The organism is Thermococcus cleftensis, assembly GCF_000265525.1.
GTDB lineage: Archaea > Methanobacteriota_B > Thermococci > Thermococcales > Thermococcaceae > Thermococcus > Thermococcus cleftensis.
Window position 1 is genome coordinate 1,437,779 of sequence record NC_018015.1, and the last position, 18,312, is coordinate 1,456,090.

Sequence of the window (18,312 nt, forward strand, 5' to 3'; positions counted from 1 at the left end):
GATGCTAGACCAAGTCGAAGCTCACCGGAGGATTCCCGCTCGGGCCAATGTTGTACCCGAACACCACGTGGTTCTTGTATCTTGGATGATTCTTGATTTCTTGTTTACTGCCATTCTTCCTCCCGTCTTTTGGGTATCCACCAACGATTACTGTGTGGAATTCTAGGTCATTACAATTCTTCAGGAGCAGTGGAGTGAACAAGTTCCTTGCTATTCTCTCGTACGTCTCGACTTCCTGCGAAGCCTGTTCAAAGATGGATCTTGTTAAGTGCTCTCTCTTCAACTCTACCAAAACTAGGTGACAGTGATTGTTTTTCTTAAACAACACGATGAAGTCCACGTTCTTCCCAGTTATCGTGAGAGGATGGTAATTGGAGAACCATAGGATGTTATTCTTGTTGAAGTTGATTCCAATTCTCTGGCTTAGTTGATTCCAGAAGTGATCCATCTCCGGCTTGTCGATGAACATCGAGAACCAAGCCTCAAGAGCTTTCTCCACTACGAACAAGTTGGGATCCTTTGAACTCATCACTGGTAACTGGCTGATGTTTATGGAACTAATTGATTGACCTCGTAATGATGAGGCACTCCCAGTGTTATTGTTCTGAAACAGCCCATAGAACCAGGTCTTGTCCAATTTGACGGCATTGTTTCCTGGAGCGTAATTGTTCTGACACGCTTGGGTGTTGTAGCCACGCGTGTTCCACGTTGAGCTTACCTTTTGAAACGTACTATAAATCCCATTGAGTATCGAGTCTCCATACGGAGGAAGGGAAGTAAGGCTCTTGCCGCGATTCAGGGATTTCTTTCCGATAATGGGCCACAAGAACCCAATGTGCTGGGGTTGGGAATAAACGTAATCACCCGGCAATGGATCTTTCCATAGACCCTGGGGATTTAACTGGACTCGGAATGGATAGTTACCAGGAACGCAATGAGAAGAGGAGCCACAACACTTGGCCACGGTATCGAAATACGGCTCTCCTTCAACTTTCCACGTTCCCAGAAAGTCTTCTTCTTCACCCTGCTCATATACCCAGAAGTATATCAAATCACCTTCCCGAAGGGAAAACACATCGGACAATAGATCCCATACGGTTTTCACCGCTTTATCCTTTAACTTATCTTTTATGCCAGTAGCTAGGAAGTTCATTCCCGCGTGGACTTCCAGGGTCCCGGGAGTCACCATTGATAGGTACGCCTTCTCCATCGGCAAATCACCAAGCCTTGAAGAATCAATGATTACTTATTTTAGTTGTTAACACTTGATTATCACTTGCTTACATAGCCGAATTGTTGTCATCCACAACGTAACTCGAGCAATTTGACAATAGTTTATAAGGCCTCTCGAAAACCCCTTTCCATGCTGAGAGAAGTAATCAGATGCCGCGGTCACGAGAACGTTAAAGCCACCCACAGATCGACACTGGAGTTCACCAAGGAGGACTACCTCACGCCGAGGGGTGACTGCATACTCTGTATCGAAGCTGATAAGGGGATAAACGACCTAAGAGAGGAGTTCAAGGCTGCCCTGAGGACGGGGAGGAGGCTTCGTATAAGGATAAAGGTCGGTGGTCTGGTAGATGAAGTGCTGGCCGAGGGGAGTCCGCGACTTATCCTCGACCACGGGTACTCAATGGTTATTCGGAAAAGCGACTACGTGGACGCCAGAACCCTGGCTATAAGGGCCAACAAGGCCGCCAGGGACATCGACAGGCGTATCGTTGAGCTTCTCAAGAACCCCGAGACGATCGCCGAGATCGAGCTGGTCATAGATGAAAAAGCTTAAAAGGCCCGACTCTTTTTATTTACTTGAGGTGAAAAAATGCTTGAGGGATACTACATAGTTGAGAACACCGGGATTGTCCCCGCTGAGAGGCGCTTCAGGTTCAAGGACCTCAAGGCCTGGGGCTACGACCTGCACCTGGGAACGATAGACGGAGAGGAGGCCTACTTCGTATCGAGGGCCGGAACGAGGGAGGAGGGAGAGACCTACACCGAGAACGGCAGGGAGTACCACATCAGCGAGACCAAGAGGGAGATACCGAGGAACGCCCAGCTGCTCGCCAGGATAGTCATCGAACGCGGTCAGCCCTACCTGGAGTTCTGGCTCGAGGCGGAAGAGACCAGCTACCCGCTGGCAAAGGAGGATCCAAGGTTAATACTCCACCGCTTCTGGAGCGAGAAGAAGTTCAACCAGCTCGAGAAGCACGTGGTCAGCGTCGGCCTGACGACCGACTTCTACAAGAACCGCGTTGAGACACTGAGCGTTCCCCTGCCGTTCGAGGAGTACCCGCCGAAGGTCAGGAGGGTCCTAAGGGAGGTCAGGGACGTTCACCGCGATCTCACAGGCTTCGGGAGGTTCATCTTCCAGTACTACGGCCAGGAAAAGAAGACCCACAACTACCGCCTCTGGTGGCTCCTCCCGACGATACACCTATTCGACGTTGAGGTCTCGAACGAGGTGGACAAGATCCTCGCTATGCTCGACTGATTTTTAAGCCCTTTTTCCAATTCTTGCGCATGAATCCCTGGAAGTTGCCCTCGAACTAATGCGAACTGTCGGAATCCCCTCCGTGATGGTCGAGGCTTTCAAAAGAAAAATGTACTGTCCCACGCGAGCAGGAAACCTATCTGGTGTGCCCTTTTGCTTCTCCTGAAAATCACTACCCTCTTTCCGTGGTGCCTAATGGCCACTTTGGTGTCCCGGGCATCGATCCCAGGACGTCAAGCAGAAGTACCTGTTTTGGTCTCGCTGATTGCGCTCTGGGCGAGCCACGCCGTTCTTACACCTGGGGTCTCACCGGCCATCTTGGCTGGAATTGCACTGGTTGCCACTCTCCTCGAAAGTCTACCGCTCCTTCAGCCTACGATGAGTTCACGGTACCCTTCTCCACGGCATTCCTGCTCCAGCCTACGGAGGAACTCTGCTCTCCCACCTGGTAGGTCATGATACAAGGCTTTTTGACCCGAAGGTTCATAAAGACCTTTTCGGTTTCTCAATCTAAGGTGAACCGGGTGAACCTGGAAGTTCTCCGCCGGCCGGTCAGGTACGCCAGGCTCGAGGTTAGGCCGGACGGAACGGTTGTGGTTACCGCCCCGGAGGGCTTCGACGTTGATGGCTTCGTCGAGCGGCACCGGAGCTGGCTCGAGGGCAAGCTGGCCGAGATCGAGGGCCTCAGGAAGGTAGCTCGGTCAGGCTTTCCAATCAACGGCGAGTTTTACCGGGTCATTCACGGGAGAAGGCCGAAGGTTCACGGGCAGTTCGGGACGGTGGTTCTCTCCCCGAACCCCTACGACGTGGTGGATTATCTCCGGAGACTCCTGCGGAGGGAGCTTCTGCCCATTGTGGATTTCTACGCCGGCAGAATGGGCGTCGAGCCGGGGAAGGTTTATATCAGGCACCAGAAGAGCAGGTGGGGGAGCTGCTCCCCTCGGGGAAACCTCAGCTTCAACGTCCGTCTCGCCGCGGTTCCACCGGAGCTCAGGGAGTACGTTGTGGTTCACGAGCTCGCCCACATGAGACATATGAACCACTCGAAGGCCTTTTGGGAGCTTGTTGGAGAGTTTTACCCGGAGTACCGGGCTGCGAGAAAGGAACTGAAGCGCTGGTGGACGATTCTTGAGCTGAACCCCTACTGGAAGTGGCTGACAGGTGCCGCGTATGAAAGCCGAAAGGGGTCTTAAGCTGATCGCACTGATGGCCGATGAGATAATAGTCGGCGTCTTCCTCTTTTTGGTGCTTCCTCAGGCGGGGGTGGAAATTCCCCTTTGGATAAGCGCCCCCCTGATGGTCGTTCTCCTGGTTAAAGACTTCCTCATAGCGCCTTACGTCCTCGGGGGAGGGCTTGAGAAGAAGCCTTCAACCGGGCCGGAAGCGCTGGTGGGGAGGAAAGCCCTCGTCGTTGAGGAACTGGACCCTAAGGGGATCGTCAAGCTCGACGGTGAGCTGTGGAGGGCCGAATGCGTGAACGGGAAAGCCAGAACCGGCGAGAAAGTTGTGGTCGTGGAGGTGAGGGGCACTAAGGTTCTCGTGGAACGCCAAGGGTAGCGAGAACCCTCGCGACTTCCTCTGGATTGTTGGTGGTGAACGAGACCGTCCAGCCCCTTTTCTGATGTATTGTCACGCAGCCTTTGGCCGGAAGGTTGAAGTGTATCCTCCCGTAGCAGGAGGCCCAGCCCTCACCTGCCTTGAAGCTCGCCATGTTCTCGATGGGAACCGTTTTTCTCACCAGGAGTCCCAGGACTCCTCTTATCCTCAGCTCGCGCTCGTCTATCTCGATTCTAATCGCCATAGCATCGAGGAGTATGATCAGGGTTCCGGCGGTCGCGGCTGCCATTATCCAGAGTCCCTCCCCGGCCCGATACGTCGCGTAGAGGCCGGCGAGCATAGAGACTATCGGAACGAGCATGAAAACCTGAAGCCCTCTGCTCGTCAGGGTCTCCTCGTAAAGCAACCTTCCCACCGATGGAACTTCTCCGCTATCCCTTTAAAGCTTGGCTCAGAACCTTTTTCGGTGGTACCATGGTCAGGATAATGCCGGTTGATAGGTTGAGCGATGAGGAAATCCGCGAGATTCTGACGAAGTATCGGAAGATCGCCCTTGTTGGTGCTTCACCGAAGGTCGAGCGCGATTCCAACGAAGTGATGCGTTATCTTCTTGAACACGGCTACGAAGTCTATCCGGTTAATCCCCGCTACTCGGAGGTTCTTGGCCGGAAGTGCTACCCGAGCGTTCTGGATATCCCCGATGACGTTGAGATAGTGGACCTCTTCGTGAGGCCCGAGTTTACAATGGACTACGTGGAGCAGGCAATAAAGAAGGGGGCGAAGGTGGTGTGGTTCCAGTTTGGGACGTACGACCGGGAAGCGTTCAAAAAGGCCAAGGAAGCCGGATTAAGGGCTGTGGCCCACCGCTGCATAAAGCAGGAGCACGCGAGACTCCTTTAGCCCCTGTACCTCAGCACGTGAATGTCCCTGATTACACGGTGCCTCTCCTCGTAGTCGGTGTACCTTCCAATGACTTCGAAGCCAAGCTTGCCCAGCCATTTTCTCTCCTTTCTGTACATTCCCCCGTCCTTCAGCCGGTATGCTGGGAAGACGAAGACTACTTTTCCGTTCCTTTTGAGGACCTCGCCAAAGCTCTCGAAAACCGAGAAGTAGAGCCTGTCCAGCTCGTTGGCGAGCCTTATCGCCTCCCCCCTGCTCGGGTTCACCTTTAGTGGCTTCCCGAGGTACGGCTCCGTAACTATCGTGTCGAACCTCTGCCTGAAACAGCGCTTTAGCTTCCTCGCGTCGCAGACCTCAATGTGGGCCGAATTTTTGAGCCGGAACTCCTTCCTCAGCCAGGCGAGGTTTCTCTTTGCTTCGCGTATCCTCTCGGGGTCGCGGTCGCTCCCGTAAGCTGAAAGCCCCTGGAGGACGAACTCCTGGAGAATCGTCCCTATCCCACAGAAGGGGTCGAGGAACGAACCTTTTCTCACCTCGGTCAGGTTCACCATTATCCTCGCGAGCCTTGGAGGAATCGAAAGGATAGGCCTCTGGACGGGCCTCTCAACGTCGAGCTTCTTCAGCTCAAACGGGTTGGTGACCTTGACCGTCTCGCCCACTAGGAAGCTCCCATCTTCTCTAAAGATGAAGACGAAGTCCTTTGTCTCGGGAAAACCCTTGAGGATAAGCTCTGCGGGCATGGAGTAAACCTTGGCAGGCTTGAAGAACTTGGAGGGACCCTCAACCTTGAATTCTCTTTTTATCTCACTTCCCAGCTTCCTCCAGAGCTTCCAGTCGTTTTTCCCGTAGAGGCTGACCGTGAAGAGTTTGGTGTATTCGAGATTCTTGATCGCTTCATCTCCCTCGCCGACTATTCTCACGAGCTTGAGGGAGCCGCCGAGCCGGTTGAAGTATCTTTCAACTCCACTTGGTGACTCGAATAACAACCAGTAACGACTGGATTCAATTGGCCTAACCTTAATGTCAAATCTCCTGGCGAATGAATAAAATTCTGCCTCGCTGAGGGCCGGATTCTTACCGAATATGACCGCGTACATACTGCGCTCTTCGAGGGAACCCTTAAAAAAGTTCCGAGGGTTAGGTTAATAAGAGCTGGTAACGTAATATATGGTAAGGTGTGTAAAATCCACAATCCTGCGGGGGATATGCAGTATGATTGTCAAGGAAGTCCTCGCTTCCGTTGAGGTGATTCCTGATCCTTACATAAAATCCGTGACCTACGCTAAAATAGGCGAGCGGCTGGTGAAGGCGAGGGATAGAAACTACAAGACAGCTTTTCTCAAGGCCCTTGAGACGGCCAAGGAAATAGAGGATCCGGTCAAGATGTTCCGCGCCCTCCTTTCGGTTGGATACTCCCTTCACAGGGCGGGACTTAAGTCCTCCAAGAGGATATATCAGGGGGTTCTCGAGGACTCCCGCATTCTTCCGCCTCCCCAGCGCGACGTTATAATGGCGACCGCCGCGCGCTACATGCTGGCCCTTGGGGAGATAGGCGAGGCCATAACCTACGCCCTGGAGATAGAGGATGTAAAGCTCCGCGATGACGTTCTTCTCGAGATAATCCGTGCAAACACGCGCATGATAGAGAAGGAGCAGCTCAAGGTTGCTTATCGCCTGAGGAAGAGCAAGCTTGCCCTTGAGTACATAGAGGAGGAGCCCCACCGCTCAAAGGCGCTCCTTGAGATCATAAAAGCCTACATAGCACTGGGGAGCTACGAGAACGGCATATCTCTGATAAGGTCAATAGGTGTCAAGGAGTGGGCCAGACAGGCCTTCAAGGAGGTGTCCTTCTACCTAAAGGAGAGGGACGTTCTCGGCCACTACATAGATTCCTTGGAGGCCGTCGCTCAGGAACTGATCGAAAAGTTTGGGGAGGAGTTCACCGAGGACTTGGCCCTGGCCTTTGCCCTCAGCGGAGAGGGAGTTCCGGCGATCGAGCTGATACGGGGCCGTGAGAACGGCGAGGAAGTAATGACCAGGATAGCCCTTGAGCTCCTCGAGAGGGACCACGATGTCCTGCCGGCGTTTATAGCGGCCCTCAACGAGCGCGAGGCCGAGATAGTTGGAAGGGCCGTGATGAACAGGATCCTCGAGAAGCCCGAGCTGGGCAACTGGGAGATAATCAAGGCCATAGGCAAGAGCACCCCCAGCGAGGAGATATGGGCCAAGATAGCCAGGTACTACGTCATAATGGGTGAGCTTGAGGGGGCTATGAAGATAGGTAGCATTCTTCGCGACACCCGCCTCCATTCGGTCGTGATGGCTGACGTTGCCCACCACTTCCTCAAGAAGGGCGACGTTGAAAGGGCCATCGATGCTGCTCTCGAGGTTAGGGAGCCGAAGTTCTCATCGCTCCTGATATCCGAAATACTCGTCAAGGCCCTTGAGCAGGAGCTTCCAAGGAGGGTTGAGCAGTGGAAAGGCTCAAGGCGCTGAGGAAGAGGAACGGCAGTCGGGTGGATTTCATAGCCGATATGGTATCCCTTCTCCTCACGGACAAGGAGCTTTACTCCGACGAGGTGCTCTTCAGGGACGCCGTTGAGGAGATCTACTCCACCCTCCGCGAGGAGATAGTGAAGAGCAACCGCAAGGATCTGATGGACGCCTACGAGGCGGCCGTGCTGTTGAAGGCTGTCGTTTCGGGCAGGGTCAAGGGTGCAGAGGAGCTGCTGATGGAGATACGGAAGAACCTTCCCGGGTGATGTGGGTGCTCTTTGAGGTTGATGTTCCGACGAAGGAGCGGTTCGAGATAATCGACATAACCGATGAGGTTCAGCGCATCGTGTACCGCTCCCGCGTTAAGCATGGCATCGTCGTTGTGTTTACCGGGCATACCACAACGGGCCTGCTCATAAACGAGGCTGAGAAAGGCCTCCTCGGGGACATCAAGGCCAAGATGGAGGATCTCGTCCCCAAAGGCGCCGGCTACGCCCACGACACCATTGACCGCAACGCCCACTCCCACCTGAGGGCTGGCCTCTTCCTCAATCCTGAGGTTGTGGTTCCCGTAGATCAGGCCGAGCTCCAGCTTGGGACGTGGCAGAGGATACTCTTCGTCGAGCTCGACGGTCCAAGGCACAGAAAGGTTCGGGTCATGGTATGCCCGTGCCCCAAGTTCCTGGAGGAGTAGTCAGACGTACTGGGCGTAATAGGCCAGCCTCTCGAGCAGGTCGTTGAACCCCTCGTATGTGACCAGCGATAGCGGTATCGCTTCTTGTTCGAGGCGCTTCTTTATGACCTCCCTGATTTCTTCGACCCGCTCCCTGGGGACGAGGTCTATCTTGTTGATGACGACTATTATGGGCTTATCATACCGGAACTTGAGCATGTGATGGAGCTTTTCCATTCCCCTGTGGAGGCCAACGGTGGCATCGACCATATGAATGATCACGTCCGCGGAGACTATCTCGTTCAGGATTTCTCTGAACCTCTCTTCGCTCAGCACCTTTCCCCTTAGCTCCCTCTGCGGGTCGAAGAGGCCCGCGGTGTCTATGAGGACGAACTCGTCGGCGCCGCCGAGCGGGTTCTTCATGCTCTTCGGTATCTTGAGCTTGCCGAAGCGCCTCCTTATGATCCCCTTCGTGGTTCCCGGCAGGTTCTCCACCTCTGAAACTTTGCCACCTATGAGGGCGTTCATGAGCGTTGATTTGCCGACGTTCTCGGCACCGATAATCGCAACCTTTATCATACCCTCACCCCACACCTACTTTCAGGGTCGGTCTATAAAGGTGATGAGCATGCCCAAGAGGGTCAAACTCGGTCACCATTACTATTACATCGTCACGGTCGATGAGCTGAATTCCGGGGCCTTCAGGGGCAAGAACATCGTCATTGAGGGAGAGATAGAGGACAAGCCCCTGGTCGAGTTCCTCCCCATGGAGCTTCCTGGTTACAGGACAACCTTTAAGGTTTCCGGTATACGGGTTGAGTTCTCTGGGAGTCCATGCATTGGGGCCGGCGACAGGGTGAAGGTCTACGGCAGGTTTCTCGGTGACTGCATAATGGCGAGCGCCATCGAGACCGAGAGGGCGGTGTTCACGACGGAGGAATGAAAAATGCCGCTCTTGGACCTCCTTCTTGAAGCGGGCAATCTGAAGAGACTGCCGAGAACCGGCTGGCTCCTCAGGGGAGTCCCGAATCCCGAGAGCATAGCCGACCACAGCTACCGCGTTGCCCTTATCACGCTCTTCCTGGCCGACGAGCTTAAGGTGAAGGGCGTCGATGTGAACGTTGAGAGGGCCCTGAAAATGGCCCTCCTCCACGACCTGGCCGAGGCCAGGATTACGGATATACCCCTGACGGCGCAGTACTATATCGACAAGGGAAAAGCCGAGAAGAAGGCTGCGATGGAGCTGTTCATAAAGACGCCGAAGCCGGAGGAGTACTTCAGGCTCTGGAGGGAGTACGAGGAAGAACTCAGCCTCGAGGGCCGGCTCGTCAAGTTCGCCGATAAGCTGGAGATGCTGATCCAGGCCTGTGAGTACGAGAGGGCCGGCTTCTCTAATCTAGACGAGTTCTGGGGTGCCCTTGATTCCCTCCGCGAGAGCGAGTTTTATGAGCATTTTCGGGAGCTGGTCGATGGACTGGCGGAGAGGAGAAAGGGCAGATAGCCGGCTTTTTGCCGGCCGTTTAAGCCCCGTTAAGCCCTTCTTCGAAATCTTCAAGGTCCCAGGCAAGGTAGCCCTCTTCCTTAAGCCCCTCCTTACCTTCCACTTCCCTGGCAACCAGACCGTAATAACGCCCCCAGCTTTCAAGTCCCACCAGCTCGCTCTTCCTCTCCAGATCTCTAAGTATTCCGCGGGCCTCTTTCTCCCTCAGGCTTTTCCACTTGGCCTCGACGAACAGCGCTTTTTTCTCCCGCTCGTTCAGGGCGAGCAGGTCAATCTCCTCGCTCTTATGCCACCACCTGCCGATTTTCGTGAAGCGGAAGGGAAGCTCCTTGGCTTTGTTGAGCTTCCCCAGGAACTGCCTCGCGATTTCCTCGAAGACCCCGCCCAGGTAAGCGGGGAGATCGTTCATCACGAGCTCCACCAGGGCATCGCCCTGGCCGCTCTCCACCAGGTCGGCGTTCGGGTAGACGTAGCGGAACCAGAAGGTGAAGTAGGGGTCCGTTATGTGGTAGCGCCCCTTCCTGCTCTTCCAGCTGGCCGTTACAGGGACTTCCCTCCTCACGAGGTCAAGCTCAATGAGAACGCCCAGGTACTTCCCCACGGTTCCCCTCTCGAGCCCGGTCTCGCTGGTTATCTCGCCGAGCGTTGTCTTGCCCCTCGCTATGGCCTCCATTATCGCGAAGTAGTTCCTCGGTTCATCAAGTTCTTCCCTCAGTATGAAGAGGGCATCGCCGTAGAGGAACGAATCGGGCCGGAAGTAGTCGAGCAGGTTCTCCTCAAGGCCCCTCCCGTCGCTGAACTCAAGGAGGTAGGCCGGCGTCCCCCCGAGGATGCCGTAGACCTTCACGAAGTCCTCCAGCGTGTACCCCGGAAGGAAGGCCCTCGCCTCGAAGAAGTTCAGGGGCCTGAGCCTCAGCTGAGCCGTCCTCCTCCCGTAGAGCGGACTCCTGTAGCCGAGGAGCCTCTCCATCATCCCCACCGAGGAGCCGCTGATCATCAGGAAAATCTTCCCGCGGGAGAGCTTTAGGTCCCAGTACTCCTGGAGGATGGAAGGTAAGGCCCCGTTTCCCTTCACGAGGTAGGGGAACTCATCGATGGCAACTATGAGCCTCTCCCCCATTGCTTTACCGTGCAGGTACTCGAAGAAGGCGTCCCAGCTCCGGAGGGGGTTTTTCCTCAAGAACTCGTCGTTGAAGTGGGCCGCGAGCCTCTCCGAGAAGCGCCTGAGGTTCTCGGCCTCGCTCGTCTCCCTCGCGAGGAGGTAGAGGCCGCCATGCCTCCCTATGAACTCAAGGAGCAGGGCGGTCTTTCCGATCCTCCTCCTGCCGTAGAGGACGACGAATTCGGCTCTCCCCCTCTTCAGACGCTCTTCAAGCAGTCCGAGCTCAGCCTTTCGGTCGATGAACATTAGTTTACTCACCGGTAAATTACTTGCGAGTAAACTATTTAAGGGTTTCGCGGTTCAGTCTTCGGAGCCAAGAACCTTTCGAAGTCCTTCAAATCCCAGACAAGGTAACCGTTTTCCTTGAGGTTGTTTTTGTTCTCAATCGTCTTTGCCACCAGCCCGTAGATCTTCCCCCACCCTTCAAGACCCACCAGCTCAGCCTTCCGCTCCAGGTCTTTGAGAACTCCGCGCGCCTCTTTCTCCCTCAGCCCCTTCCACTTCACCTCCACAAACAAAGCTTTTTTCTCCCGCTCGTTCAGGGCGAGCAGGTCAATCTCCTCGCTCTTATGCCACCACCTTCCGACCTTGGTGAACCTGAACGGCAGCTTTCCGGCCCTGTTGAGCTCGATTAAAAACTGCCTCCCCACCTCTTCAAAGGCGAAGCCGAGGTAACGGTTGAAGCCGGTGTTGAAGTCCTCAAGCGCCCCCTCCGGAAATCCGCTCTCGATCTCCTCGAAGTGCGGGGCCACGAAGCGGAACCAGAAGGCGAAGTAGAGATCCCTGAAGCGATAGGCCCCGCGCTTCGCCCTCCTCCCAACCGGCAGCTCGCGCTTTAGAATCCCGATGTCCTCAAGGATCCTGAGGTACCTGGCGGTGTTCTTAGGCTCGATGAAGGAGTACTGGGCGATCTCATTGACCCTCGTCTTTCCCCGCGCCACAGCCTCAAGCACCGTGTAGTATGTTTCAGGCTCCCTCAGCTCCTCCTCAAGCAGCGCCTTGGCCTCGCGGAAGAGGAAGGCGTTCGGGTCAAAGAAGTTCCCCCTTATCTCATCCTCGACGTCCCTTCCGCTGAAGAGCTCAAGGTACCTGGGGACGCCGGAGGTCACGGCGTAGAGCTTCACGGCATCGTCGGGGCTTAGGCGTGGGAACCACTCGAAGAGGTGCCTGAACCCCAGGGGCTGGAGGTTCAGCGTCGCGTCGCTCCTGCCGTAGAGCGGGCTCGAGTAGTCGAAGAAGCTTCTCTTGAGCAGGCCGACCGAGGAGGCCGAGAGTATGAGCATCACGTCGCTCCCGCCGAGGACCTCATCGACCACGCTCTGGAACTCAGCCTCCACCTCCGAGTACCTGAGGAGGTAGGAGAACTCGTCGAGGAAGACCACGAGCCTTCCCTTTCCCTGGGAGGCTATGAAGCGGAAGGCGTCCGTGAAGGTCCGGAAGTTTGGAACCGGGATCCCGAAGTACCGCCCGATCTCCCCGTTGAGCTTGGCGAGGTTGTACTCCCAGACCCGCTTCTCAAACTGCACCGCGATGGCCTCTTTGTCCTTCAAGAACTCCCTGACGAGCCTGCTCTTCCCGATTCTCCTCCTCCCCGTGACGAGGACGAGGGTGAAGCCTTCCCGCCGGTAAAGCCTCTCGAGGGTCCTGAGCTCCTCCTCCCTGTCCACAAATTTTCGACTTCTCATAATATAATCGTGAATCGAAAAGTATAAAAGGGTTTCGCGCCTCAGCCCCCGAAGTTCCTTATCCCCTCGACGTCCCTCCGCTGGACGAGCCGGAGGAGCTTAACGGCGTAGGCTATCTCGATGGCGTTCTCCTCGGGGTCCTCAAGGAGCCCGTCTATGAGCTTCCAGAGCTCCTCCTCTGCCCTCTTCATCGCCTCCTCAGAATAGCCCGCAAATTCCAGCCCCTTCGCTATCGCGAGGAGCTCTGGAGCGATTAAACTTTTGCTCGATGCTCTGCTGGTTTCCTCCACCTCGGGGAATTTCTTTGGTGCAACCTTCTTCCCGCTGATCTCCGCCAGGAACTGCCGGAATTCTTCAAGTTCCGGCTCTATGTCGATGCCTGCGTTTCGGAGGATCTGGAAGGGGTCTTCAGCGTCGTTGGCAATTGCTCTAGATGTTGCATCGAGATGTTTGACGCTCGATACGTCTGGAATGAGTTTATCTGCTATTTTTGTTGATTTTTCGAGCGCTTCTCGAATTGTTCTCTTCACGTTTTCGTCAACATACATTCCTCTTCTCTGTAGGATCGTTGCCAATAAGTCCACAAATTGATCTGGATTCTTCTTGATGTCAGGGTATCCGCCCCGTGATAGCCACATGCTCAGTGCTTCTCCAACGGCGTGTCCAATTATTCCGCTTGTGTTGCCCAGCTTTCTTGCGATCGCCAGCGTCAAGAACCCATGGATTATCGGGTAATGCACGCCGTGTGGCGCTTTTTCTCTGCCTGCCTTTTCCCTGTATTCTGAGTCTTCGATGCTCCGTATGTATATGTAATCTCCCCGATCATCTACGTCAAGGGCATTCCACGCATACTTTTCTGAGTTCTCCGGATCCACACTCTTTAGTATTTTGATAAGTCCCCGCCCCGGGCTTCCATACACGTATCCGATGTTCTTTACCACCTCTTTTGGCAATCCCCATTTCTTTGAGAGTTCTTCGTATATATCCCTTCGGGGCTTCTCCTTCTTTCCCCCGAATATGAACATCCCAGTCAAAGCTAGAAGCGACACAGTACCACCTATCAAACTTCGCCGGCAAAAGAGAAAAGGTTTTCGAACCGGGCCGGAGCCCCGGAAAACACATCCATTTACGTTAATCCTTTTGTTTGCTCAAAACGTTTAAATACACGGTTCCGTCCATTGTATCGGTGGTTCCGATGAAGAAAGCGGGGTTCCTTTTGATCGCGGTTCTCCTGCTCTCGGTCGTCGCGGCCGGCTGCATGGGTGGTTCTGGTGACTCCAGCACGAAGGAAGAAACCCTCGTAATCTTCCACGCCGGCTCGCTGAGTGTCCCCTTCCAGCAGCTGGAGGAGGAGTTTGCCAAATACGCGGAGGAGAACCTCGGCTACAAGGTGACCTTCCAGGACGAGGCGAGTGGGAGCGTCATGGCTGTGAGGAAGGTCATCGACCTGGGCAAGAAGGCCGATATAGTGGCGGTTGCAGACTACACCCTCATTCCCCAGCTTATGATGCCGAACTTTACTGACTTCTACGCCATCTTCGCCACCAACGAGATTGTCATAGCCTTCACGGAGCACAGCAAGTACGCCGACGAGATGAAGGCTCACCCGGATAGGTGGTACGAGATACTCGCGAGGGACGACGTTTCCTTCGGCTTCAGCGACCCGAACCAGGACCCCTGCGGTTACAGGAGCGTCATGGTCATGAAGCTGGCCGATTACTACTACGACAAACCGATATTCGAGACCCTGGTCGAGAGGAACACCAACATCTACGCCAACGGTTCTATGGTAATTGCCCCCAAGGATATCCAGATAAAGAACGACAGGGTCGTCATCAGGCCAAAGGAGACCGATTTGACTGCCCTCGTTGAGAGCGGAAGCCTCGACTACTACTTCATTTACAAGAGCGTTGCCGAGCAGCACAACCTCAGCTACGTAACGCTCCCGGACGAGATAAACCTCAGGGACTTCAAGATGGCCGACTACTACGGCAAGGTCAGCATCTACATCGGCTCCACCGGCAAGATTATCCAGGCCAAGCCTATAGTCTACGGCGTGACCGTTCCGAAGGACGCGCCCAACAGGGAGCTGGCTATGGAGTTCCTCAAGTACCTCCTCGGCGAGAACGGGAAGAGAATCTTCCAGGAGAACCACCAGGACTTCATCTGGCCGCCGGTTGCCTTCGGCAGCGTCCCGGACGAGATAAAGCCCCTCGTCAAGGTGGAGGGGTGAGGTTTTTATCTCCTCCCCTCAAATTTTAGGGGATGGCCATGAAACGGGACTACACCCTCTACTTCTTCGCCGCGCTGGGAAGCTTCCTCGTCGTCTACATAGCCCTCCCGCTGGTCGTCATACTGGTCAAGCAGGCCGCTGACCTGGAGATGCTCGTCAAGACCCTCCACGACTCCTACGTAATCGAGGCCCTCATCAACTCCCTCACAACAGCGACTGCAACCGCGCTTATAGCACTCCTCTTCGGCGTTCCCCTCGGCTACGTTCTGGCGAGGAAGGAGTTCCCGGGAAAAAGCCTCGTGCAGGCCATCGTGGACGTGCCCATAGTCATTCCCCATTCCGTCGTTGGAATAATGCTCCTCGTTACCTTTTCGAGCGCGATTCTCGACAGCTACACCGGCATAATAGCCGCGATGCTCTTCGTCTCGGCACCCTTTGCCATAAACGCCGCGCGCGACGGTTTTCTGGCGGTCGATGAGGAGCTGGAATACGTAGCCAGAACCCTGGGCGCCTCGAGGCTAAGGGCCTTCTTCTCAGTGGCCCTTCGGATAGCTTTCCCTTCGATAGCGAGCGGTGCGATAATGACGTGGGCGAGAGCCATAAGCGAGGTCGGTGCCATACTCATAATCGCCTACTACCCCAAAACGGCCCAGGTTCTCGTCATGGAGTACTTCAACAACTACGGCCTGAGGGCGTCGAGGCCGATTTCCGTGATTCTAATCGTGATGAGCCTCACAGTTTTCGTTATCCTGCGCTGGCTCGTGGGGAGGAAGGCCAATGCTTGAGGTTAAGGGAGTCTCCAAGGACTGGAAGGAGTTCCGGCTGAGGGAGATAAGCTTTGACGTGAGCGAGGGAGAGCACTTCATAATCCTCGGCCCGAGCGGAGCAGGGAAGACGGTGCTCCTTGAGATAATAGCGGGCATAATCGAGCCCGACTCGGGCAGGGTTTTCTTGGACGGTGAGGACATAACCGACCTGCCTCCCGAGAGAAGGGGCCTGGCCTACATTCCCCAGAACTACGCGCTGTTTCCTCACATGAGCGTCTTTGACAACATAGCCTTCGGGCTTAAACTCCGGGGCGTCCCGAGGCCTCAGATTGAGAGGAAGGTCAGGGAAATCGCGGACGTGCTTGGAATAGATCACCTCCTCCACCGCAGGCCAAAAACACTGAGCGGTGGGGAGCAGCAGCGCGTGGCGATAGCGAGGGCCCTCGTCATCGAACCGCCGCTCGTTCTGATGGACGAGCCCTTCGCCAACCTCGACGTCCAGACGAGGGCCAAGCTTATGGGCGAGATGAAGCGCTGGAGGAAGGAGCTGGGCTTCACCGCTCTGCACGTCACCCACTCCTTCGAGGAGGCCATAAGCCTGGGTGACCGCGTTGGCGTGATGCTCGATGGAAGGCTCGTCCAGGTCGGCCCGGTCAGGGAGGTCTTCTCAAGGCCGGCGAGCGAAGAAGTTGCACGCTTCCTCGGCTTCGAGAACATCATCGAGGGAACCGCGGAGGGGAGGATTCTCAAAACAAACGGTGTTGAGATAGAGCTCCCGGTTGAGGCAAGTGGAAGGGTCCGCGTTGGTTTGAGGCCCGAGGATATAATCCTGTCCCTTGGGCCCATAAAAACCTCCGCGAGAAATGAATTCGCGGCCGTGGTTGAGTCGGTTGAGGAGCTCGGCCCCCTGGTCAGGGTTCACCTGGCGGTGGGCGGGCTTTACCTCAGAGCCTTCATAACTCGCTCCTCGATGCTTGAGATGGGAATAACCAAGGGAAAGAAGGTTTACGTCAGCTTTAAAGCCAGCGCCCTCCATGTATTTTAGGGGTGAAAATATGGTACCGAATCCACCTGAGGGCTGCGATTGCTACAGTTGCATAGTGCTCGACCGCTGTGCGAGTAGGGAGTGCCTGCTCTGGTGCATGGAGTTCTGGGACGGCGATGACCTCTGATTAGTCTGGGCAGGTCTTGGAGGCTTCAGCTTGTCACTTATCTCAGCGGGTAGGTTTCCGTATACTTCGTTAAGGGCTTCCTCCTCCAGCTCGTCGAGGTGCTCGTCCCTCCTCGGTATCAGGTTTACCTCTCTAATCTGCCATGATGCTTCGATGTCAAGCTCTTCCTCCGGGATCTGCCTCTCCCCGGACAGTCGAGCCTCTCCACGAGTATCTTTATGTCCACGACCGGCGTTCCGTTGTGGGCGTCTATCCAGTCGATATAGAGCCTGTTCCCCTCGATACGGTTTATTCTAACGGCGTAGATGGCCAGGGGGTTGGGTCTGACCGGTGAGCGTGTTGCAAAGACTCCCCTGAGGGGGTTCTCAGGATTGTTGTACGGGTGAACCTTCAGAACGCTCCGTTTTTCAGGGTTGTCACTCTTGTGAAACCAGAGGATCAGCTTTATCCAGTCCCCCTCGTTGAGGCCGTCTATGGCTTCGTGGAACTTCTGTAGAATCTCTATGAAAGTCTCGCCGTTTTTCCTGACGTATCCGACAGGGATAATCTTGAAGGGCTCAACGTCCATAACATCACCAGAAGAAGAAAGGGAGAGGGAGCTAAAACGCTTTATGGAAGGAGGTCGTTGGTGAAACCATCTGCTATAACGGGTGTTTGCTGCTCGCAGTTGGCGAAGGTGTAGTCAAATGCCTCCTCGACAGTGACGTCTGGAGTGGCGGGGTCTCCATCGTGGTCGTAGACATCGGCGTAGCCCTCGTTGATGCCCTCAAGGAAGAAGTAGTACGTGAACTGACCGTGTCCCCACTCGGCGCTCTCAAGTGAGAACTCCCTTTCCCCAGAGGCCATGACGACTATCCTGCCGTCTGCAGCTAAATCGGTCATTCCACCAGAGTAGCAGCTGTCGAAGATGAATATTATCCTGTCGGTCGGGAAGTCCTCGAACCAGGCCCTTAGCTGTCCGTCCCATATAAGGATGAAGCTTCCGTCCGGGTTCCCGTCGTGAGTGACTATCGCTTCGTCAATTACCTCGTCGTCCCCATCATCGGCCCTTCCGGTTGAACCGTGACCGCTGAAGTAGAACACAACCTCATCTCCCGGCTGGACCTTCGACTTGAGCTCCATAACCGCGTTGTATATGTTGTAGAAGCTCGCGTCCATGTTGAGGAGGAGGATTACGTTCTCTGGCTTGAAGCCGTAGACGTTAATCAGCGTATCGTAGACCAGCTGAGCATCATCGTCCGTGTACTGGAGGTCGCTTGATGTGCCCGGATAGTCGGCTATGCCTATGACTATCGCATACTTTTCACCCTCAACTGGGGCTCCGAGGATACCTGTTGCTGCGGTTGTGGTGCTTGTTCCTCCACCTCTTCCGCCGCGGAATCCTCCGGCCTTTGGAATGTAGTCTACAGTTATCTTGTGCCCTATCGTCACGTCCTCTGCGTACAGGGGTTTGGAGTAGTCTATCCCGTGCCTCTGCTGGACAGAGGCGACCATTGGTAGACTTAGCAGAACTACTAACACCACAACTATGGCTGAAAGCTTCTTCATGTGGACCACCGATGTTAAATATAGACTAATGTATAAAAATTTTCCTCTGACGAGGACAACCATTTGCAAATCTTCGCGGGAGCGTTACCTCTCCCAAAGGTTTAAATACTCACGGCATTTTCAC

22 protein-coding genes are annotated in these 18,312 nt (G+C 55.0%); 13 read left to right on the plus strand and 9 right to left on the minus strand.

Annotation, left to right across the window (positions count from 1 at the left end; translation table 11 throughout):
* Positions 1 to 4: 4 nt before the first annotated feature.
* Positions 5 to 1,210: a hypothetical protein gene (locus CL1_RS07760; RefSeq protein ID WP_014789326.1), complete on the minus strand. Its 1,206-nt coding sequence runs from the start codon at positions 1,208 to 1,210 to the stop codon at positions 5 to 7.
* A 153-nt stretch (positions 1,211 to 1,363) separates the two neighbouring features.
* Here CL1_RS07760 and CL1_RS07765 point away from each other — a divergent pair, with 153 nt between their 5' ends.
* From CL1_RS07765 to CL1_RS07780, 4 genes are all read left to right on the plus strand, one after another.
* A complete protein-coding gene (locus tag CL1_RS07765) occupies positions 1,364 to 1,789 on the plus strand; it encodes a DUF371 domain-containing protein (protein WP_014789327.1) in 426 nt (141 codons plus the stop codon).
* Between the two features lie 36 nt (positions 1,790 to 1,825).
* Positions 1,826 to 2,494 carry a TIGR00703 family protein gene (locus CL1_RS07770; RefSeq protein ID WP_014789328.1) on the plus strand — a complete coding sequence of 223 codons (669 nt, stop codon included), beginning with the start codon at positions 1,826 to 1,828 and terminating at the stop codon, positions 2,492 to 2,494.
* Between the two features lie 524 nt (positions 2,495 to 3,018).
* On the plus strand, positions 3,019 to 3,687 hold the full coding sequence (locus CL1_RS07775; RefSeq protein WP_014789329.1) for a M48 family metallopeptidase: 669 nt from the start codon (positions 3,019 to 3,021) through the stop codon (positions 3,685 to 3,687).
* Positions 3,665 to 4,051, plus strand: coding sequence for an NfeD family protein (locus tag CL1_RS07780; RefSeq protein WP_014789330.1), 387 nt, complete (start codon positions 3,665 to 3,667; stop codon positions 4,049 to 4,051). Before CL1_RS07775 ends, CL1_RS07780 begins: the two co-directional genes overlap by 23 nt.
* Here CL1_RS07780 and CL1_RS07785 read toward each other — a convergent pair.
* The gene (locus CL1_RS07785; RefSeq protein ID WP_237266234.1) at positions 4,023 to 4,466 is read right to left on the minus strand and encodes a hypothetical protein; all 444 of its coding nucleotides are present in this window, start codon (positions 4,464 to 4,466) and stop codon (positions 4,023 to 4,025) included. The genes CL1_RS07780 and CL1_RS07785 overlap by 29 nt on opposite strands.
* Positions 4,467 to 4,525: 59 nt before the next feature.
* Between CL1_RS07785 and CL1_RS07790 the strand changes: the two genes are divergently transcribed.
* Positions 4,526 to 4,951, plus strand: coding sequence for a CoA-binding protein (locus CL1_RS07790; RefSeq protein ID WP_014789332.1), 426 nt, complete (start codon positions 4,526 to 4,528; stop codon positions 4,949 to 4,951).
* On the opposite strand, the gene CL1_RS07795 is transcribed toward CL1_RS07790, so the two are convergent.
* Positions 4,948 to 6,048, minus strand: coding sequence for a TRM11 family SAM-dependent methyltransferase (locus tag CL1_RS07795; protein ID WP_014789333.1), 1,101 nt, complete (start codon positions 6,046 to 6,048; stop codon positions 4,948 to 4,950). The genes CL1_RS07790 and CL1_RS07795 overlap by 4 nt on opposite strands.
* A gap of 115 nt (positions 6,049 to 6,163) precedes the next feature.
* Here CL1_RS07795 and CL1_RS07800 point away from each other — a divergent pair, with 115 nt between their 5' ends.
* The 3 genes from CL1_RS07800 to CL1_RS07810 are packed head-to-tail and all read left to right on the plus strand — an operon-like array spanning position 6,164 to position 8,141.
* Complete coding sequence (locus CL1_RS07800) at positions 6,164 to 7,447, plus strand: hypothetical protein (RefSeq protein WP_014789334.1); 1,284 nt, start codon at positions 6,164 to 6,166, stop codon at positions 7,445 to 7,447.
* Positions 7,426 to 7,713, plus strand: a complete 288-nt coding sequence (locus CL1_RS07805; protein WP_014789335.1) for a hypothetical protein — start codon at positions 7,426 to 7,428, stop codon at positions 7,711 to 7,713. The genes CL1_RS07800 and CL1_RS07805 overlap by 22 nt, the downstream gene beginning before the upstream one ends.
* 5 nt (positions 7,714 to 7,718) lie before the next feature.
* Positions 7,719 to 8,141, plus strand: a complete 423-nt coding sequence (locus tag CL1_RS07810; protein ID WP_014789336.1) for a secondary thiamine-phosphate synthase enzyme YjbQ — start codon at positions 7,719 to 7,721, stop codon at positions 8,139 to 8,141.
* Here CL1_RS07810 and CL1_RS07815 read toward each other — a convergent pair whose 3' ends face one another.
* Positions 8,142 to 8,699 carry an Era-like GTP-binding protein gene (locus CL1_RS07815; protein WP_014789337.1) on the minus strand — a complete coding sequence of 186 codons (558 nt, stop codon included), beginning with the start codon at positions 8,697 to 8,699 and terminating at the stop codon, positions 8,142 to 8,144.
* A 49-nt stretch (positions 8,700 to 8,748) separates the two neighbouring features.
* On the opposite strand from CL1_RS07815, the gene CL1_RS07820 reads away from it, so the two are divergent.
* Both CL1_RS07820 and CL1_RS07825 read left to right on the plus strand, forming a co-directional pair.
* Complete coding sequence (locus tag CL1_RS07820) at positions 8,749 to 9,063, plus strand: GTP-binding protein (RefSeq protein WP_014789338.1); 315 nt, start codon at positions 8,749 to 8,751, stop codon at positions 9,061 to 9,063.
* A 3-nt stretch (positions 9,064 to 9,066) separates the two neighbouring features.
* Positions 9,067 to 9,621 (plus strand): HD domain-containing protein, encoded by a 555-nt coding sequence (locus CL1_RS07825; RefSeq protein ID WP_014789339.1) that lies wholly within the window; start codon positions 9,067 to 9,069, stop codon positions 9,619 to 9,621.
* Positions 9,622 to 9,640: 19 nt separating this feature from the next.
* Here CL1_RS07825 and CL1_RS07830 read toward each other — a convergent pair whose 3' ends face one another.
* The 3 genes from CL1_RS07830 to CL1_RS07840 are packed head-to-tail and all read right to left on the minus strand — an operon-like array spanning position 9,641 to position 13,517.
* Positions 9,641 to 11,029 (minus strand): ATP-binding protein, encoded by a 1,389-nt coding sequence (locus tag CL1_RS07830; RefSeq protein ID WP_014789340.1) that lies wholly within the window; start codon positions 11,027 to 11,029, stop codon positions 9,641 to 9,643.
* 38 nt (positions 11,030 to 11,067) lie between these two features.
* A complete protein-coding gene (locus tag CL1_RS07835; RefSeq protein WP_014789341.1) occupies positions 11,068 to 12,468 on the minus strand; it encodes an ATP-binding protein in 1,401 nt (466 codons plus the stop codon).
* Positions 12,469 to 12,509: 41 nt separating this feature from the next.
* Positions 12,510 to 13,517 carry a hypothetical protein gene (locus tag CL1_RS07840; protein ID WP_048152154.1) on the minus strand — a complete coding sequence of 336 codons (1,008 nt, stop codon included), beginning with the start codon at positions 13,515 to 13,517 and terminating at the stop codon, positions 12,510 to 12,512.
* 146 nt (positions 13,518 to 13,663) lie between these two features.
* On the opposite strand from CL1_RS07840, the gene wtpA reads away from it, so the two are divergent.
* Genes wtpA through wtpC form a run of 3 tightly spaced genes read left to right on the plus strand, consistent with a single transcriptional unit; the run spans position 13,664 to position 16,513 of the window.
* Positions 13,664 to 14,701 (plus strand): tungstate ABC transporter substrate-binding protein WtpA, encoded by a 1,038-nt coding sequence (gene wtpA / locus CL1_RS07845; RefSeq protein ID WP_014789343.1) that lies wholly within the window; start codon positions 13,664 to 13,666, stop codon positions 14,699 to 14,701.
* Positions 14,702 to 14,739: 38 nt separating this feature from the next.
* Entirely contained in the window at positions 14,740 to 15,486 is a 747-nt protein-coding gene (wtpB, locus tag CL1_RS07850) for a tungstate ABC transporter permease WtpB (RefSeq protein WP_014789344.1), read from the plus strand.
* Positions 15,479 to 16,513 (plus strand): tungstate ABC transporter ATP-binding protein WtpC, encoded by a 1,035-nt coding sequence (gene wtpC, locus CL1_RS07855; protein WP_014789345.1) that lies wholly within the window; start codon positions 15,479 to 15,481, stop codon positions 16,511 to 16,513. Before wtpB ends, wtpC begins: the two co-directional genes overlap by 8 nt.
* Before the next feature lie 251 nt (positions 16,514 to 16,764).
* Here wtpC and tsaA read toward each other — a convergent pair whose 3' ends face one another.
* On the minus strand, positions 16,765 to 17,208 hold the full coding sequence (tsaA, locus tag CL1_RS07860) for a tRNA (N6-threonylcarbamoyladenosine(37)-N6)-methyltransferase TrmO (RefSeq protein WP_014789346.1): 444 nt from the start codon (positions 17,206 to 17,208) through the stop codon (positions 16,765 to 16,767).
* A 41-nt stretch (positions 17,209 to 17,249) separates the two neighbouring features.
* Positions 17,250 to 18,188, minus strand: a complete 939-nt coding sequence (locus tag CL1_RS07865; protein WP_014789347.1) for a caspase family protein — start codon at positions 18,186 to 18,188, stop codon at positions 17,250 to 17,252.
* Positions 18,189 to 18,312 lie beyond the last annotated feature (124 nt).

Bases quoted from the DNA above. Each gene is read 5' to 3' on its own strand.
- CL1_RS07770 (WP_014789328.1), top strand. From the start codon at position 1,826: ATGCTTGAGGGATACTACATAGTTGAGAACACCGGGATTGTCCCCGCT.
- wtpC (WP_014789345.1), top strand. From the start codon at position 15,479: ATGCTTGAGGTTAAGGGAGTCTCCAAGGACTGGAAGGAGTTCCGGCTG.
- CL1_RS07820 (WP_014789338.1), top strand. From the start codon at position 8,749: ATGCCCAAGAGGGTCAAACTCGGTCACCATTACTATTACATCGTCACG.
- tsaA (WP_014789346.1), bottom strand. From the start codon at position 17,208: ATGGACGTTGAGCCCTTCAAGATTATCCCTGTCGGATACGTCAGGAAA.
- CL1_RS07830 (WP_014789340.1), bottom strand. From the start codon at position 11,029: ATGTTCATCGACCGAAAGGCTGAGCTCGGACTGCTTGAAGAGCGTCTG.
- wtpA (WP_014789343.1), top strand. From the start codon at position 13,664: ATGAAGAAAGCGGGGTTCCTTTTGATCGCGGTTCTCCTGCTCTCGGTC.
- CL1_RS07815 (WP_014789337.1), bottom strand. From the start codon at position 8,699: ATGATAAAGGTTGCGATTATCGGTGCCGAGAACGTCGGCAAATCAACG.
- CL1_RS07780 (WP_014789330.1), top strand. From the start codon at position 3,665: ATGAAAGCCGAAAGGGGTCTTAAGCTGATCGCACTGATGGCCGATGAG.
- CL1_RS07865 (WP_014789347.1), bottom strand. From the start codon at position 18,188: ATGAAGAAGCTTTCAGCCATAGTTGTGGTGTTAGTAGTTCTGCTAAGT.
- wtpB (WP_014789344.1), top strand. From the start codon at position 14,740: ATGAAACGGGACTACACCCTCTACTTCTTCGCCGCGCTGGGAAGCTTC.
- CL1_RS07825 (WP_014789339.1), top strand. From the start codon at position 9,067: ATGCCGCTCTTGGACCTCCTTCTTGAAGCGGGCAATCTGAAGAGACTG.
- CL1_RS07835 (WP_014789341.1), bottom strand. From the start codon at position 12,468: ATGAGAAGTCGAAAATTTGTGGACAGGGAGGAGGAGCTCAGGACCCTC.
- CL1_RS07760 (WP_014789326.1), bottom strand. From the start codon at position 1,210: ATGGAGAAGGCGTACCTATCAATGGTGACTCCCGGGACCCTGGAAGTC.
- CL1_RS07795 (WP_014789333.1), bottom strand. From the start codon at position 6,048: ATGTACGCGGTCATATTCGGTAAGAATCCGGCCCTCAGCGAGGCAGAA.
- CL1_RS07800 (WP_014789334.1), top strand. From the start codon at position 6,164: ATGATTGTCAAGGAAGTCCTCGCTTCCGTTGAGGTGATTCCTGATCCT.
- CL1_RS07765 (WP_014789327.1), top strand. From the start codon at position 1,364: ATGCTGAGAGAAGTAATCAGATGCCGCGGTCACGAGAACGTTAAAGCC.
- CL1_RS07790 (WP_014789332.1), top strand. From the start codon at position 4,526: ATGGTCAGGATAATGCCGGTTGATAGGTTGAGCGATGAGGAAATCCGC.